The 14,969-nt window shown below is 62.0% G+C and carries 13 protein-coding genes; 9 read left to right on the top strand and 4 right to left on the bottom strand.

Translation table 11 applies throughout. The features are described from left to right. Window positions 1-59 precede the first annotated feature (59 nt). The 8 genes from B8991_RS14500 to B8991_RS14465 all read left to right on the top strand — a co-directional run bounded on the left by B8991_RS14500 (window position 60) and on the right by B8991_RS14465 (window position 9,742). A complete protein-coding gene (locus B8991_RS14500; protein WP_084353712.1) occupies window positions 60-959 on the top strand; it encodes a carbohydrate ABC transporter permease in 900 nt (299 codons plus the stop codon). Further along, on the top strand, window positions 959-1,840 hold the full coding sequence (locus B8991_RS14495; RefSeq protein ID WP_084353711.1) for a carbohydrate ABC transporter permease: 882 nt from the start codon (window positions 959-961) through the stop codon (window positions 1,838-1,840). The genes B8991_RS14500 and B8991_RS14495 overlap by 1 nt, the downstream gene beginning before the upstream one ends. A 4-nt stretch (window positions 1,841-1,844) precedes the next feature. Then, window positions 1,845-2,957 (top strand): ABC transporter ATP-binding protein, encoded by a 1,113-nt coding sequence (locus B8991_RS14490; protein WP_084353710.1) that lies wholly within the window; start codon window positions 1,845-1,847, stop codon window positions 2,955-2,957. Further along, entirely contained in the window at window positions 2,958-4,451 is a 1,494-nt protein-coding gene (locus tag B8991_RS14485) for an FAD-dependent oxidoreductase (RefSeq protein ID WP_084353709.1), read from the top strand. Window positions 4,452-4,499: 48 nt separating this feature from the next. Then, on the top strand, window positions 4,500-6,089 hold the full coding sequence (locus B8991_RS14480) for a GMC family oxidoreductase (protein WP_084353708.1): 1,590 nt from the start codon (window positions 4,500-4,502) through the stop codon (window positions 6,087-6,089). A gap of 3 nt (window positions 6,090-6,092) precedes the next feature. Further along, window positions 6,093-6,407, top strand: a complete 315-nt coding sequence (locus B8991_RS14475) for a Dabb family protein (RefSeq protein WP_084353707.1) — start codon at window positions 6,093-6,095, stop codon at window positions 6,405-6,407. 111 nt (window positions 6,408-6,518) lie between these two features. Further along, window positions 6,519-7,532: a LacI family DNA-binding transcriptional regulator gene (locus tag B8991_RS14470; protein ID WP_084353706.1), complete on the top strand. Its 1,014-nt coding sequence runs from the start codon at window positions 6,519-6,521 to the stop codon at window positions 7,530-7,532. Window positions 7,533-7,645: 113 nt separating this feature from the next. Then, complete coding sequence (locus tag B8991_RS14465) at window positions 7,646-9,742, top strand: FAD-binding protein (protein WP_084353743.1); 2,097 nt, start codon at window positions 7,646-7,648, stop codon at window positions 9,740-9,742. 155 nt (window positions 9,743-9,897) lie between these two features. On the opposite strand, the gene B8991_RS14460 is transcribed toward B8991_RS14465, so the two are convergent. The 4 genes from B8991_RS14460 to B8991_RS14445 form a co-directional block, all read right to left on the bottom strand. Then, window positions 9,898-10,191, bottom strand: coding sequence for a CcdB family protein (locus B8991_RS14460; RefSeq protein ID WP_084353705.1), 294 nt, complete (start codon window positions 10,189-10,191; stop codon window positions 9,898-9,900). Between the two features lie 11 nt (window positions 10,192-10,202). Further along, complete coding sequence (locus tag B8991_RS14455; protein ID WP_084353704.1) at window positions 10,203-10,424, bottom strand: type II toxin-antitoxin system CcdA family antitoxin; 222 nt, start codon at window positions 10,422-10,424, stop codon at window positions 10,203-10,205. A 73-nt stretch (window positions 10,425-10,497) separates the two neighbouring features. Further along, window positions 10,498-11,589 carry a ParB/RepB/Spo0J family partition protein gene (locus B8991_RS14450; RefSeq protein WP_084353703.1) on the bottom strand — a complete coding sequence of 364 codons (1,092 nt, stop codon included), beginning with the start codon at window positions 11,587-11,589 and terminating at the stop codon, window positions 10,498-10,500. Between the two features lies 1 nt (window position 11,590). Then, window positions 11,591-12,994: an AAA family ATPase gene (locus B8991_RS14445; protein ID WP_084353702.1), complete on the bottom strand. Its 1,404-nt coding sequence runs from the start codon at window positions 12,992-12,994 to the stop codon at window positions 11,591-11,593. Between the two features lie 601 nt (window positions 12,995-13,595). Here B8991_RS14445 and B8991_RS14440 point away from each other — a divergent pair. Next, on the top strand, window positions 13,596-14,795 hold the full coding sequence (locus B8991_RS14440) for a replication initiation protein (protein ID WP_084353701.1): 1,200 nt from the start codon (window positions 13,596-13,598) through the stop codon (window positions 14,793-14,795). Window positions 14,796-14,969: the final 174 nt, after the last annotated feature.

Here is a 14,969-nt window from a genome sequence, read left to right as displayed (position 1 = left end):
CGACGTGCCTGCGGGAAAGCGCTTCGGCGCTTTCCCATCCAATCAATTGGAGACGTGCCATGGCACAGGTTGCCCGAAACCGCCGCGGCGGCAATGACTGGCTGCGTGAAGCGTTGCCGAAACTGGTTCTCAGTCCAAGTCTGGCGATGGTTCTGATTTTCGTCTACGGCTTCATCATCTTCACCTTCTATCTGTCCTTCACCGACAGCCGCATCCTGCCCTCTTTCGACCTTGTGGGCTGGGAAAACTATTCCAAACTGTTCCGCATCCGCGCTTGGGACACGGCGATCACCAACCTGTTGATTTTCGGCTCTCTGTATATCGTGATCTGCTGCGCACTGGGGCTGGCCTTGGCGATCCTGCTGGATCAGAAAATCCGCGCAGAAGGTTTCATCCGCACCATTTACCTCTACCCGATGGCGCTGTCGTTCATCGTCACCGGGACCGCGTGGAAGTGGTTCCTTGATCCGGGCATCGGTTTGCAGGCGGTCATCCGCAGTTGGGGCTGGGAAAGCTTCACCTTCGACTGGATCAAGGATGGCGACATGGCGATCTATACCATCGTCATCGCGGCCGTCTGGCAAACCTCGGGCTTTGTCATGGCGATGTTTCTGGCGGGCCTGCGCGGCATCGACAACGAGGTGCTGAAAGCCGCCCAGATCGACGGGGCGTCGAATTTCGCGCTTTACCGCCGGATCGTCATTCCGCAACTGCGCCCCGCCTTCATGTCGGCCTTCGTGGTTCTGGCGCATATGGCGATCAAGTCCTACGACCTTGTCATCGCCCTGACAGGCGGCGGGCCGGGCACGTCCACCGAAGTCCCCGCCACCTTCATGTATTCCTACACGTTCACGCGCAACCAGATGGGCATCGGTGCGGCCTCGGCCACGATCATGCTGATGGCGATTGCCGCGATCATGGTGCCCTACATCTACTCCGAACTGCGGGAGAAGTCGTGATGTCCAGCAATGCAACCGCAACCGTGGTCCGCACCGGCGCCGGATCGCGCTTTGTCATCTACACGCTTCTGGCGCTGTTCTGCCTGTACTACCTGCTGCCGCTTTATGTGATGGTGGTCAACTCGCTCAAACCGCTTAGTGAAATTCAAGCGGGGGGCATGATGGCCCTGCCCGACGTCTGGACGCTGGCACCCTGGAAAAGCGCCTGGTCGACGGCACAGATCGGGGTCGAGGCCACCGGCCTGCGCCCGTTTTTCTGGAACTCCATCGTCATGGTGGTCCCGGCGGTTGCGATCTCGACCGTGCTGGGCGCGCTCAATGGCTATGTGCTGACCAAATGGCGGTTCCGCGGCGATACGATCATCTTCGGGCTGCTGCTGTTCGGCTGCTTCATCCCGTTCCAGATGGTGCTGATCCCGATGGCGCGGATGCTGGGCCTTGTCGGGCTTGCGGGCACCGTGCCGGGGCTGGTCTTTGTCCACCTCGTCTACGGCATCGGCTTTTCGACGCTGTATTTCCGCAACTACTACCAGCAATTCCCGACCGAACTGGTGCGCGCGGCAATGATCGACGGCGCGGGGTTCTTCACCATCTTCCGGCGCATCATGCTGCCCTCATCCGGGCCGATCGCCGTGGTCTGCGTCATCTGGCAATTCACCAATATCTGGAACGACTTCCTGTTCGGGGCCTCGTTCTCGGATTTCGACAGCCAGCCGATGACCGTGGCGCTGAACAATCTCGTGCAATCCTCGACGGGTGTGAAGGAATACAACGTGCATTTCGCGGGCGCCATCATGGCCGCCCTGCCCACCCTCCTCGTCTATATCGTCGCTGGCCGCTACTTCGTTCGCGGGCTGATGGCCGGATCTGTGAAAGGATAATCCGATGGGTTTTCTCGATATCAAGAACGCGACCAAATCCTACGGCGCGGTCAAGGTGCTGCATGAAACCGACATCTCGATCGAAGAAGGCGAGTTTCTGGTGCTGGTCGGTCCCTCCGGCTGCGGCAAGTCCACGCTTTTGAACATGATCGCCGGGCTGGAGGAGATCACCACCGGCGACATTGCCATCAAGGGCCAGTCAATGGCCGGGGTCCGTCCGGCGGATCGCAACATCGCGATGGTGTTCCAGTCCTATGCCCTCTACCCCAACATGAATGTCGGGCAGAACATCGTTTTCGGTCTGGAAATGCACGGCGTCCCCAAGCCAGAGCGCGACACGGCGATGAACAAGGTGGCCGACCTCTTGCAGATCAAGCATCTGCTGGACCGCAAACCCGGTCAGTTGTCGGGCGGCCAGCGCCAACGTGTCGCCATGGGTCGGGCACTGGTGCGCGATCCGGATGTGTTCCTGTTCGACGAACCCTTGTCCAACCTCGATGCCAAGCTGCGCGTGGACATGCGCACCGAGATCAAGAAACTGCATCAGAAGCTGAAGACCACCATCGTCTATGTCACCCATGACCAGATCGAGGCGCTGACCCTGTCGACCCGTATCGCGGTGATGTTTGGCGGCCATGTCCAGCAGCTTGGCACCCCGAAAGAGGTCTATGACAACCCCGCCAACATGTTCGTCGCGGGCTTCATGGGCTCGCCGTCGATGAACCTGTTTCCGGCGAAAATCGCGGTCGAAAATGGCAAGGCCGTGGCCAAGGCGAAACTTGCCGACGGTCAGGACGCCACCCTGCCCTTCCCTGATGCACGCGGTTTTGAGCGTCACGATGGCCGCGAAATCATTCTGGGCCTGCGCCCCGAGGCCATCACCGATCGCGACGGCGCCGACCGCAACAGCCAGTCGGTGCATGTCATCGACGCCCATGTCGACATCACCGAGCCTGCCGGGTCCGACACGTTCGTCAGCACCCAACTCGGCGGCAAGGAGGTGACGGGTCGTTTCCGCGCCGATGTGGATGTGCATCCCGGTCAGACATTCCCCTTTGCGATCAACATGGAAAAGGCCGTGGCCTTCGATCCCAAGACCGAAGAACGGGTGTCGTGAATGCACCAGCAGGCAGACATCGTCATTGTCGGATCCGGCATGGGCGGGGCCACGCTTGCGGCTGCGCTCGCACCGTCCGGTCGCCGTATCCTCATTCTGGAACGCGGCGATCACCTGCGCCCCTCTGCCCATGACCGCGATGCCGAGGCGATCTTTGCCAAGGGCCACTACCGCCCGGATGAACAATGGCTGGACGGCGCTGGCAAGCCGTTCAATCCCGGCAATTACTACTATGTCGGCGGCAATTCCAAATTCTATGGTGCGGTGCTGCTGCGCTACCGCGCCGAGGATTTCAGCCCGCTGCGCCATATTGGCGGCACCACGCCGGGCTGGCCGATCCGCTATAACGACCTAGAGCCCTATTACGGCAAGGCCGAACAGCTTTACGCGGTGCGCGGCCAGACAGGCTGCGACCCGACAGAGCCTGCCCATTCCACGGACTACTCCTTCGGCCCCGTCCCGGACGAACCCGCGATCTCTGATCTGCGACGCAGGCTGTCAGCCGTTGGATTGCATCCTGCTTCTCTCCCGCTTGGCGTCGATCTTGACCGGTGGCTGTCGCGGGCCAGCACACCTTGGGACGCCTATCCCAACACATCCGGCGGCAAGCTGGACGCCGAAACCGGCGGTCTGGCGGCGGCGCTGGCGCATGACAACGTGTCGCTTCGCACCAATAGCCGGGTCAGCCGCGTGCTTGTCGGACCAGAGGGCCGGGTCACGGGGGTCGAGCTTGCCTCCGGCGAGGTGATCTCTGCCAGGATCGTTGTCCTTGCCGCAGGTGCTGTGCAAAGCGCGGCCCTCTTGCTGGCCTCGACGGATGAGGCGCATCCAACGGGTCTGGCCAATTCCTCGGATCAGGTCGGACGCAATTTCATGAACCATAACAGTTCGGCCATCCTGGCCCTGCATCCGTTCCGCACCAACCCCTCGGTTTACCAGAAGACACTGATGGTAAACGATTTCTACCTGACGGGCGGTCCGGGTGGCGAACCGCTTGGCAATATCCAGCTTCTGGGCAAGATCTCGGGTCCGATCCTGCGCGCCTCCTCTGCTCTGCCAGCCGTTCTGGCGAACTGGATCGCAAAACGGTCCGTCGATCTATATGCCGTGTCCGAGGATCTGCCGGACCCGGAAAGCCGTGTCAGCCTGAAAGACGGCCAGATCGTGCTGGATTGGAAACGCTCGAACCAGGACACCCATGTGGCGCTGGTGCGCAAGATGAAACGCCTGTTGCGCAAGGCGGGCTATCCGGTCGTCGTCTCGCGCCCCTTCGACCGGCGCACGCCATCGCACCAATGCGGCACCGCGCGGATGGGCGATGATCCCGCCACCAGCGTCACCGACAGTTTCGGGCGCAGCCATGACCACGCCAACCTGTTTGTCATGGACGCCTCGATCCTGCCCACATCGGGCGCGGTCAACCCTGCGCTGACCATCGCGGCCCTCGCGATCCGCGCGGCAGAGCATATCACACAAACCGACCTCGCGGCGTGACACCGGGGCCCCTGCCCGTCCCGCCGCCCTCTCTTTTGGAAAAGACACATGCCCAAAGGCTACGATTTCATCATCATCGGCGGTGGCTCTGCCGGATCCGTCCTGGCGGGCCGGCTGTCCGAAGACCCCTCCGCGCAGGTGCTGCTGCTGGACGCGGGGGGAAGCGACCGCCACCCGTTCTACCACCTGCCCGCCGGGTTTGCGAAGATGACCAAGGGCATTGGCAGTTGGGGCTGGGAGACGGTTCCCCAGCGCCACATGCAGGACAAGGTCTTTCGCTACACGCAGGCCAAGGTGATCGGCGGCGGATCGGCGATCAACGCCCAGATCTACACGCGCGGCAATGCTCAGGATTACGATGACTGGCGGCAGATGGGTTGCACCGGCTGGGGCTATGACGACGTGCTGCCCTATTTCCGCAAGGCCGAGGATAACGAGACGTATGACAACGCCTTTCACGGCAAGGGCGGGCCTTTGGGGGTCAGCGAACCGCGCGCGCCCCTGCCGGTCTGCGAGGCCTATTTCGAGGCCGCCGCGCAGCTTGGTATTCCGCGCAACAGGGACATCAATGGCGAAAAACAGGACGGTGTTTGTTATTACCAACTGACGCAACGCAATGCGCGGCGGTCCTCGGCGGCGATGGCCTATGTCGCGCCGAACCGGCACCGTTCGAACCTGACCGTGAAGCTGGGTGCGCAGGTGCGCCGCCTGATCGTCGAAAATGGCCGCGCCACCGGCGTTGAAATGGCGGACGGCACGCGCCTGACTGCAAATGCCGAGGTGATCCTGTCCTCCGGTGCCATCGGCTCGCCGCGCTTGTTGCAGCTTTCGGGAATCGGTCCGGCGGATCATCTGGCGTCGCTGGGCATCGACGTGGTGCAGGATCAGCCGCAGATCGGGGCCAACCTTCAGGATCATCTGGACCTCTATTGCATCAGCGAACTTCGCGGGCCGTATAGCTATGACCGCTACGCCAGGCCGCACTGGGCGGCGCTTGCCGGGCTGCAATATCTGTTTGGGCGCAAGGGGCCGGTGGCCTCGTCCCTGTTTGAAACCGGCGGCTTCTGGTATGCCGACCCCAGCGCGCGGTCGCCGGATATTCAGTTCCACCTCGGGCTGGGCACCGGCATCGAACATGGCGTCGCGGCCATGCCGCAGGGCGGGATCACGCTGAATTCCTGCTACCTGCGCCCACGCTCGCGCGGAACCGTAAGGCTGCAAAGCGCCGATCCGGCCAAGGCCCCGCTGATCGACCCGAACTACCTGCAAGATCCGCTGGACCGCGACATGTCGATCCGGGGGCTGAAGCTGACGCAAGAGATCCTCGCACAGTCGCCGCTGAGCAAATACATCCTGGCCGAGCGTCTGCCGGGGCCGGACGTGAAGACCGACAAGGACTATTTCGATTTCATCTGCCGTCACGCCAAGACCTCGCACCATTGCGCAGGCACCTGCCGCATGGGGCCGGATGACGCCGCCGTGGTGGATACGCGGCTGCGCTTCAACGGGATCGACGGACTGCGCGTGGTTGACAATTCGATCATGCCAACGGTGATTTCGTCCAACACCAACGCCGCCGCCATCATGATCGGTGAAAAGGCCGCCGACATGATAAAATCCGACAATGGAATGGGATAGAAGATGATCCGACATATCGTATTGATCAGGTTCCGCCCTGACGTGACCGAAGCCAAGATCGCCGAGCTGTTTGCAGAGCTTCACCAGATCGAAGGCAAACTGCCCGGTCTGCTGGGCATCACCTCGGGGCGCAGCGAAAGCCCCGAACAGATGGAGCGCGGCTACATGCACGGCTTTGTCGCGGATTTCCGCGACTGGGACGGGCTACAGGCCTATCAGGATCACCCCGACCATCAGGCCATCGGCGCAAAACTGACCGAGCATGCGGATCAGGGCAAGGCTGGCATCCTGTGCTTCGATCTGCCCGTCACGGACTAGGGAATTGCAGCCGGGCGGCGCATCGGGCAATGTGACCGGGCCGCAAAGGCCCGGCGCGTCTGACCGGGCGGGCCCGACGGTGGGCGGCGGGCTTTACGGGAACCAACCACCATGACTGTCACCCGCCGCCCCACCATCATCGACGTTGCCAAACAGGCCGGGGTGTCCAAATCCACGGTCAGTCTGGTCTTGCAGAACAGCCCTTCGGTCCGCGAGGAAACCCGCCAACAGGTGCGCGCCGCGATGGCCCAGATCGGCTATGTCTACAACCGGTCCGCCGCCAATATGCGCTCCTCGAATGCGGGCCTGATCGGGCTGGTGATCAATGACCTGCGCAACCCGTTTTTCACCGAATTCGCCACCTCGCTTCAGATGGCGCTGTCAGAGCGTGGCTATTCCGCCGTGATGGCCAATACCGATGAAAAGTCCGAATTGCAGGAACAGGTCGTCAGCGCGATGATCGAACACGGGGTCTCGGCGCTGATCCTGTGTCCCACCTATGGCCCGTCATCGACCTTCGATGCGATTGCCCGCGCGGGCATCCCTGCCCTGCAAATGCTGCGTTGGGTGGACGAACGGTTTGACCTGTTCCCGCTTTCCGCCCCCGACTATATCGCGGGCAGCCGTGCCGCGACCGAACACCTGATCCGGATGGGCGCGCACCGTATCGCCTTTGTCGGCGGTCCCGAAGGCCGGACAGTCACCGAAGAGCGCAAGGTCGGCTATCTTGACGTGTTGCGCGAACATGACATGCAGCCTTGCGTGCTGACCGGGCGATCGGTGCGCGCCTTCGGCAGAGACGCCGCCAAGACGCTGGCAAACGAACATCCTGCCGTCGATGCCGCGCTGTGCTTCAACGATCTGGTGGCCTTGGGGATGCTGTCGGGGTGCTATGAAATCGGGCGTAACGTCGGCACGGATTTTCGCATCGTCGGCATTGATGATATCGAAGAGGTTGCCCAGACCTTCCCGGCGCTCAGCTCCGTCAGTTGCGACATTGCCGCGATTGGCCAGCAGGCCGCCAGAACCGTGGTCGACTGGCTCGAAGACGGCAAGACGCCCCCGCCCGAGACCCGTACCCCGGTCAACCTGGTGGTCCGCGCCTCCAGCAACCCGGACGCATGACGTCAAGACGCCGCCACGCAGCATAGCACCCCGATCCCGACCCGGTTGACGCAAAACCGCGCGCCGTGTATCGATAATTGGAACGTTCCAAGAAGCCCGATCGGATTGCCCCTGTGACCAACCGTATCCCCCAAGACATTCTTGACGCGCTGACCGATGTGGAGATGCCGCGCCTGCCCCCTGCCCCGCAGATTACTGAAACCCTCCGGGTCAGTGGCCACACGATCCCGATCCGCAATTGCGGCTGCGTCGTCGTTGGCAGTGGCGCCGCGGGCCTGCGCGCGGCGGTCGAGCTGGCCCGCCGGGACGGCGATGTCACGATCATCAGCCAAAGCGCCTGGGGCGGCACATCCGCCTGTTCCGGGTCGGACAAGCAGACGCTGCACACCGCCAATACCTCGGATCAGGGCGACAATTTCATCGCCATGGCACGGGCGATCCGCGCGGGCGGCGCGATGGACGAAGACACCGCCTATATCGAGGCCACAGGCTCCACCCGTGCGATGGCGTCGCTGCAATTTCTGGGCCTGCCTTTGCCGCAAGACGCGCTTGGCGGCACGCTGCGCTACAAGACCGACCATGACGAGGTTGGCCGCGCCACAAGCTGCGGGCCGCGCACATCGCGGCTGATGGTGCAGGTGCTGGCGCGCGAGGCGATCCGCCTTGGCATTCCCTTCTTCAACCAGACAACCGCCGTCCGGATCCTGACGCAAGGCGACGGTCCTGCCCGCCATGTCGTCGGCATCCTTGCGATACAGCCCAGATCCCAGACCCCCGACAACCCGCTGGGCCTTGTCGTCTTTCGCTGCGCCGCGCTGGTGCTGGCGGCGGGCGGCCCCGGAGAGCTTTACCGCGACAGCGTCTTTCCCAACGGCTGTTTCGGATCGCTGGGTCTGGCGCTGGAGGCCGGTCTGGATCTGGTCAACCTGACCGAAAGCCAGTTCGGCATCGGTACAAGGCGCGAGGGCTTCCCGTGGAACCTGTCGGGCACCTATGTGCAATCCATGCCGCATATCTATTCCGTCGATGACGCGGGCCAGGAACATCATTTCCTTGGCGGGTATTTCCGAACCACGCAGGAAATGGTCTCGAACATCTTTCGCAAAGGCTATCAATGGCCGTTCCATGCCAGCCGGATGCTGGATTTCAAATCCAGCCTCGTTGACCTTGCCATCTTTCGCGAGGGCCAGAAGGGGCGGCGCGTGTTCATGGACTTCAACCGCAATCCACTGCCCGTGCCCGGCGATCAGCCGTTCAGCCTGACCCGGCTGGACGAAGATGTCAGCGCCTATCTGGGCACAGCAGGCGCGGTGCAGGACCAGCCCATCGACCGGCTGCGCCACATGAACCCGCTCGCGATAGAGCTTTATCGCCGCTACAAGGTTGATATTGCTGCCGATCCGCTGGAATTTGCCGTCAACAACCAGCACATGAATGGCGGCATCGCAGTTGACATCTGGGGCCGCAGCACTGTCGGCGGCATCTACGCGATTGGCGAGGCCGCAGGCACGCACGGCGCCACCCGTCCGGGCGGTGCTGCGCTGAACGCAGGTCAGGTCTTTGGCACCCGCACGGCCGAACATATCGCCGCCACGGGATGCGCGACGTCCCCAGCGACGCACAATATCACGGATATGGTGACGGATGCTCTGGACCGGATCGCCGCCATCCTGAAACCCGACAGCCCCCTGCCCTATCGACAAGTCCGCGACGACGTGCAGGCAAGGATGAGCGATCACGCAGGTATCATCTGCTCCCCCGATCAGGTCAGCACTGCGCTAAAGGCCGCCACGGCCCTCTGCGCCGATATTCGCCAAAACGGTCTGGCCTATGACCGGCCCGCCGAGATTGCCCGCGCCCTGCAATGGCAGCAGATGGCGCTGGCCTCGCAGGCGGTCCTTGCGGCGCTCGACCACTATATCCGCAAGGGCGGCGGCAGCCGGGGTGCCCGTGCAATTTGCGACACCGACGGCGATGGCTTGCCCGACACACGCGCGGGGTCATTGGAGGAGTTTCGCTTTCGCAGTGAAAGGGACGTAGACGGGGAACAGCAGATCCTCGTGCGTTTGACCAAAGAGGGCATTGGCATTTCGACCCGGCCCAACCGGGTTTTCGACGACACGGCCAAAGCCTTCTTCGAACGCGACTGGCCCGCATGGCTAACGAAGGCGATCTATGATCTGCCCCCTGCCCCGGACCCCAGCGCCTGATCGCCACGCACGCCCTGCTCTGCTCTTGCGCTACGGGCTGTGTCTCGCGCCCGTCCGGCTTTGCCATCAAGCGTCGGCTTCCTGCCACTTGTCGCGCTCGGGGATCATGTGGCGAGAGGTCTCAAAGCCGCCAGAATACCGGGCCGACCCCCCGGTCAGACCCCGTCGATCAGAACATCCAGCGCCCGCTTGAGCGCGTCGCGGTCTTCCGCCAAAGACCCTATCGGCGCGCGCAACTCGGCCCCCGGCACGGCGGCAAGCTCTTGCACCCGGACGATCCACCGCGTGCCATCAATCACCACCTTTGGCGTCAATACCGGGAACGCGGCATACCGGCCCTCTTCGCGCAAAGGTGCCACGATACGGGACGCCTCGATCCCGATCAGATCGGTCTGCAAATCGACGACAAGCTGGCCTGAATTCAGGCGATAAACATCGAACTGCGCCACGCGTCCCTGCCCTAAAAACTTCTGAACTGCGCCAGAGGCAGGCCGTTCTGGGCCACCTCCTCGGCATAGGCGTCAATCGCGGCCCGGTTTTCCTCGCGCCACAGACGGTTGCGCTCGACCTTTGCGGCCTCAAGAATAGCGCCCTCTGCAAGCCGCGACATGTTCAGGCCAAGCGCCCGCGCCGTTTCCGCGACCTCGGCATCCAATGTCAGATTGACCTTGATACGGCCCATGGCACCCTCACGCATTATACGCCTATATCACGAGTATACATCCCCACCGGCCCATCTGACAAGTCATCATCCATCAGCCCCGCCGATCGGGCGCATCGAGCAACCGTTCCAGCTCCGCCATCGCCACCTCGACCAGTTCACCGTCGACATGCTTCCCCCCGATCCGGATGAACCACCCCGCCCCGTCCTGTTCGGCCCGCAATGAGATGCCCGACCCCAGCGTCCTGAGTCCCGCCCTCGCCTGTGCTTTACGCGGCCGGCCGCCCCTCTTGGGATCTTCCTTGCGCTCGAACCCGTCCAGCGCCGCCGCGATCAGATCGGCCTCTTCCGCCGGACTGTCCGGCACGCGTTCCGCCAGGGCCTCGCGCAGTTTCGCCTCTCCGCCATCGCGCAGCGCCGCGGCGATCTTCAGACCATCCTTTTCCTTGATGAGATCCGGGAAGGTCAGCATATCGCCCAGCTCTTCGAAGATCAGCGCGAAGGACCGGATCTTCGACCGCTTGCCTTTCGACGCCGCCGGGAACAGCGCATTCACGGCCTCCTCGGCATTCACGAACGCCCCCTGTTGCGCCGCGATCACCGCGATACGACCACGTTCGTAATGGCTTAGCGAGGCGCGGATTTCGTTTTCCTCGACCATCGCGGCAAAGGTGCCACCCATCGCATCAGGGTCGCGCAGCACCGCCTTGATCCGCGCATAGCCGTCCTCATTCGTCAGCGCATGCAGATCCCGAAACGCCTTCAGCCGCCGATAGCCCGACAGCAACCCGTAGCGGAACCCCCGCGAATCGTCGGGCAATTCGAACAGTTCAACCGGCAGCCGCAATCCCCCCTTCGCGATAGAGGCTTTCAGCTCCTCCATCTCTTCGACGTCCAGCACCACCCGGTCGCGCACCAGCGCATCGGCGTCGATCTCGTCCAGCGGCACCTCAAGCATGACCAGCCCGCGCCCCTGCGCATCGCGCAGCCGCTCTGCATCAACCCGGTTCTTCGCCGCCTCGGCCCGCTGTTCGGCCGGGCGCGGGTCGAACGCGCCTGCGCTTTCGGCGGCAACCTGGGCAATTGGCGCCCCGCCCCGCCCTGCCCCGGTATCCAGTTTCAGTTCCGCCTCGATCCGGCTCAGATCCTCGGCCGAGGGCGTCTCCAGCTTGCGTCGCTTTGCCATGTCACTTGTCCTCCTGCTCGGCCTTTGCCATCTGCTGATCGCGCCACCATGTGCCGAGGATCACTTCCTTCACCTCAGCCCAGGTCCGGTCAAACGTCTCGCGGCCCCGGACATAGGTCTCCCGGTTGAAATCGCGATAATCGGTCTCGTAGATACCCGAAACCTGCTCTCCGGCCTGCCCGACCATGGCGGTCATTTCCTGCCGATATGTCGTCATGAAATCGCCGAAATAGGCCTGGATCACATTTGCCAGATCGGTCTGCTGGTTCGCGTCGAAACGGGTCACCATTGCGCGCACCGCATCCCATTCGAACCGCACCTCGTCCAGCCCTTCGGCCCGCCGCAACCGGTTTTCGCCCTCCTCGATCGAGGCGAAGGTCGAATAGATCATGTCAAAGAACCGCCCCGTCGAGTCGAATTCCAGAAACGATGCGCCAAGCGGCACAAGCAGAATATCGGCGGCGGTCAGCGCATTGATCGTCAGGTACCCCAGTGCCGGCGGGGTATCGAGCAACACGATATCGTATTCGTCCAGCATGCCGCCTTCTTCCAGCGCGTTCAGCAGCGAATTCCACAGCGGCCAGGACCGCATCTGCATCCGCCAGACCGGCACCTGAAACTCCGCCCAATACAGGTTCAGCTGCGCGCCGATCAGGTCGATGTTGGGCCAGTGGGTTTTCTGTACCAGGTTTCGTGGCGAAACCTCTAACGCCTCGGTCAGCGTCTCATCGAATTGGAAAGGTGTCAGCCCTTCGGCTTCGCGCACCCGGTTCTCTTCGGTCAGATGCAGCGCATAATCGCGCGCCAGCAGCGGAAACACCGTTTGCCATTCATCTTCTACCTTGCCGCCCATGATCGACGTCATCGACCCTTGGCTGTCCAGATCGATCACCAGCACCTTGTAGCCATCCAGCGCGGCCGACATGGCCAAATGCGCACAGGTCGAGGTCTTGCCCACGCCACCCTTGAAATTCGCCACGGCCACGACCTTTGCAGGCAGGCCTTCGGGGCGCCATGCGCGGTAATCGCGATCCTTCACTCCCTCCTTGGCAAAAAAATCGCGCAGGCGCAGGATCTCTTCCAACGTGAACCATTTCGACCCACCCTCGCCCTCGCCCTGTGGCAATTCCGGGTTCTGCCGCAGAACGCGGCGCAGATGCGCCGAATTCACCGGGATCAGATAGCGACAGACTTCCCATGTGGAAAACTTGCGCAGACGCTTGGCCCCGTCCGGGGCATATCCCCGGCGCGCCAGATCATCCCGCCCGCGTGTAGCGAAGGCCGCCGCCTTGGCAAACCGCGCCGTATCAATCGGATCTGCAAGCTTGCCAGCAGCGGTCTCCGGGTCAATATTGAAATACGGGGGGATTTCGGGCTTGCCCGACAGTCCAGGTTTTTTTGCCATGTTGCCTCGGATGTCCGCTGTTTACCGCGATATTCGCTGAACTATGGCACATGACGGAACGATTGTGAATCTGTTTGAGTCCCGTCTCTTCCAAAAGCCTTATATAGAGACGAAGCAAACGAGGCCTGTTTGGTTTCTTTCAGACTCTTTAAGTTGTTTGACGTTAAATAATGCGTTTTATAACAGATAATTAGAGGCGTTTCAGCGCCCGTATACGGGATGAAAGGGGGCTGGATGCGGGAATTGTGGGACCCATCTACGGGATGCAAGGAACCTTTATCCGGTCAGACAGGGCGCAAGCGACTCGAAATGCCGGGTTTTCGGCTTGATAGGCTCACATAGGCGCGAATCGGGTCGCCCCTGCCCGCCCGATGAAAGTGAAGCATCCCGCAAACGGATACCTTTCCGATCGTATGCCAAAACATAGGTGCCCGTATACGGGAGGCCGGCACAGGTTCCCAGTTTACTCTTGCTCGCGGATACCTTTTCGCGGATCATATTGGCAACCGGGGCAAGGCGAGTCGCCCGAGACATCCGGATATAAAGCGCCCGCTTCCGGGTGCATGAGGCATAGGCGGTTCTGCCGCCAAGCGAGGTCAGTATGGATGACATCCCCCGCGATCGGCTCAGCGGCCCGTTGCGCCGTGGTGCGGTCAAGAAGCATGTGGCGGCAATCCACGTTTCTGGCAAGTTGACGCTGTTGCAGCGCAAGTTGTCCAATGTGCTGCTGCTCAACGCCTACGATACGTTGACGTCGCAGGCCTCTCATCAAATGGACGCCCGGACGCTCTGTTTGATGATCGGGTATAATTCGAACGACATGGACACGCTCAAGGCGTCGCTTCGCGGTCTGGCCGAAACGGTGGCCGAATGGGATATGCTCGACGCCGAGGGCAAACAGGAATGGGGTGTCTCGGCGCTGTTATCCTATGCCAAGCTCAAAGGCGGGATCTGCGAATATGCCTATTCGCCCGCGCTGGCGGAAAAGCTGCACGACCCCAAGGTCTTTGCCCTGATCAACCTCAACATCCAGCGGCGGTTCACCTCTGGCCATGCACTCGCTCTGTATGAGAATTGTTATCGCTTCGTCCGGACAGGTTCGACGGGCTGGTGGTCGCTGGACCTGTTTCGCCGTCTGATGGGCGTGGCTGACAGCCCGTATTACGAAACCTACAAGCATTTGAACGCCAAGATCATCAAACCCGCCGTGGCCGAGGTGAACAAGACTTCGAACATCGTGGTCACGCCGGAGGTGCGCAAGATGGGCCGTTCGGTGACGGATATTCGGTTCCAGATTGCCGAGAATCCGCAACTCGCGATCCTTGATCTCGATGACGGAGAAGGCATCCGCAACAGCGAGATCTACGCCCGCCTGCGAGAGCTGGGCGTCAGTGACCGGCTGGCGCGGCAATGGGTGGCCGAACATGGCGAAGCGTATGTCGGTCAGAAGCTCGACTACGTGGCTGGTCAGGGCGGGGTGAAGAATGCTGTGGGATATATTTCCAAGGCACTGAAACATGATTACGGCAATCCGCATCCGAAGGACGGGCAGGGGGTTTCGCCGCGAAACCCTGTGCCTCCGACCAGTCCCCGCGCGCGCCGGCTCGCCCGGATACGGGATCTGGCGGCCGCCCGAAAACCGACGCACAGGGATGCGGACAAGCTGCTTTTCCTGGCGCGGCTCGAAGGGTCATTGAGGGATGATTTCGAGCGGCACGGCTGGATGTCGGCGCTGAATGCGGACGCGATTCTGGCCTTTTGGGAGGAGCTTTCGCCGGGGGCTTTCGATGATCTGGAGTGATCGCAGCACGTCCGAGGAATGATGGATGATTGCGAAAGCGTAAAGCGCGCGGGCGCGGTGCAAAGTCGTTCGAAATCATCTATACTGTGGAGATTGCACAAAGGCCGCATGCTGGGCGGGAACGCAAAATTGACGTGCTTTTTCCAGTCTGGTCCTGAATGATGCAAGACATCA

Origin of the sequence: Primorskyibacter flagellatus, assembly GCF_900176485.1 — a bacterium.
GTDB classification, from domain to species: domain Bacteria; phylum Pseudomonadota; class Alphaproteobacteria; order Rhodobacterales; family Rhodobacteraceae; genus Primorskyibacter; species Primorskyibacter flagellatus.
Note: the sequence above shows the minus strand (reverse complement) of the source record. Positions and strands in the feature narration are given on the sequence as shown.

Coding starts and splice junctions, on each gene's coding strand:
- B8991_RS14500 (WP_084353712.1), top strand. CDS start 60: ATGGCACAGGTTGCCCGAAACCGCCGCGGCGGCAATGACTGGCTGCGT.
- B8991_RS14495 (WP_084353711.1), top strand. CDS start 959: ATGTCCAGCAATGCAACCGCAACCGTGGTCCGCACCGGCGCCGGATCG.
- B8991_RS14490 (WP_084353710.1), top strand. CDS start 1,845: ATGGGTTTTCTCGATATCAAGAACGCGACCAAATCCTACGGCGCGGTC.
- B8991_RS14485 (WP_084353709.1), top strand. CDS start 2,958: ATGCACCAGCAGGCAGACATCGTCATTGTCGGATCCGGCATGGGCGGG.
- B8991_RS14480 (WP_084353708.1), top strand. CDS start 4,500: ATGCCCAAAGGCTACGATTTCATCATCATCGGCGGTGGCTCTGCCGGA.
- B8991_RS14475 (WP_084353707.1), top strand. CDS start 6,093: ATGATCCGACATATCGTATTGATCAGGTTCCGCCCTGACGTGACCGAA.
- B8991_RS14470 (WP_084353706.1), top strand. CDS start 6,519: ATGACTGTCACCCGCCGCCCCACCATCATCGACGTTGCCAAACAGGCC.
- B8991_RS14455 (WP_084353704.1), bottom strand. CDS start 10,424: ATGGGCCGTATCAAGGTCAATCTGACATTGGATGCCGAGGTCGCGGAA.
- B8991_RS14450 (WP_084353703.1), bottom strand. CDS start 11,589: ATGGCAAAGCGACGCAAGCTGGAGACGCCCTCGGCCGAGGATCTGAGC.
- B8991_RS14445 (WP_084353702.1), bottom strand. CDS start 12,994: ATGGCAAAAAAACCTGGACTGTCGGGCAAGCCCGAAATCCCCCCGTAT.
- B8991_RS14440 (WP_084353701.1), top strand. CDS start 13,596: ATGGATGACATCCCCCGCGATCGGCTCAGCGGCCCGTTGCGCCGTGGT.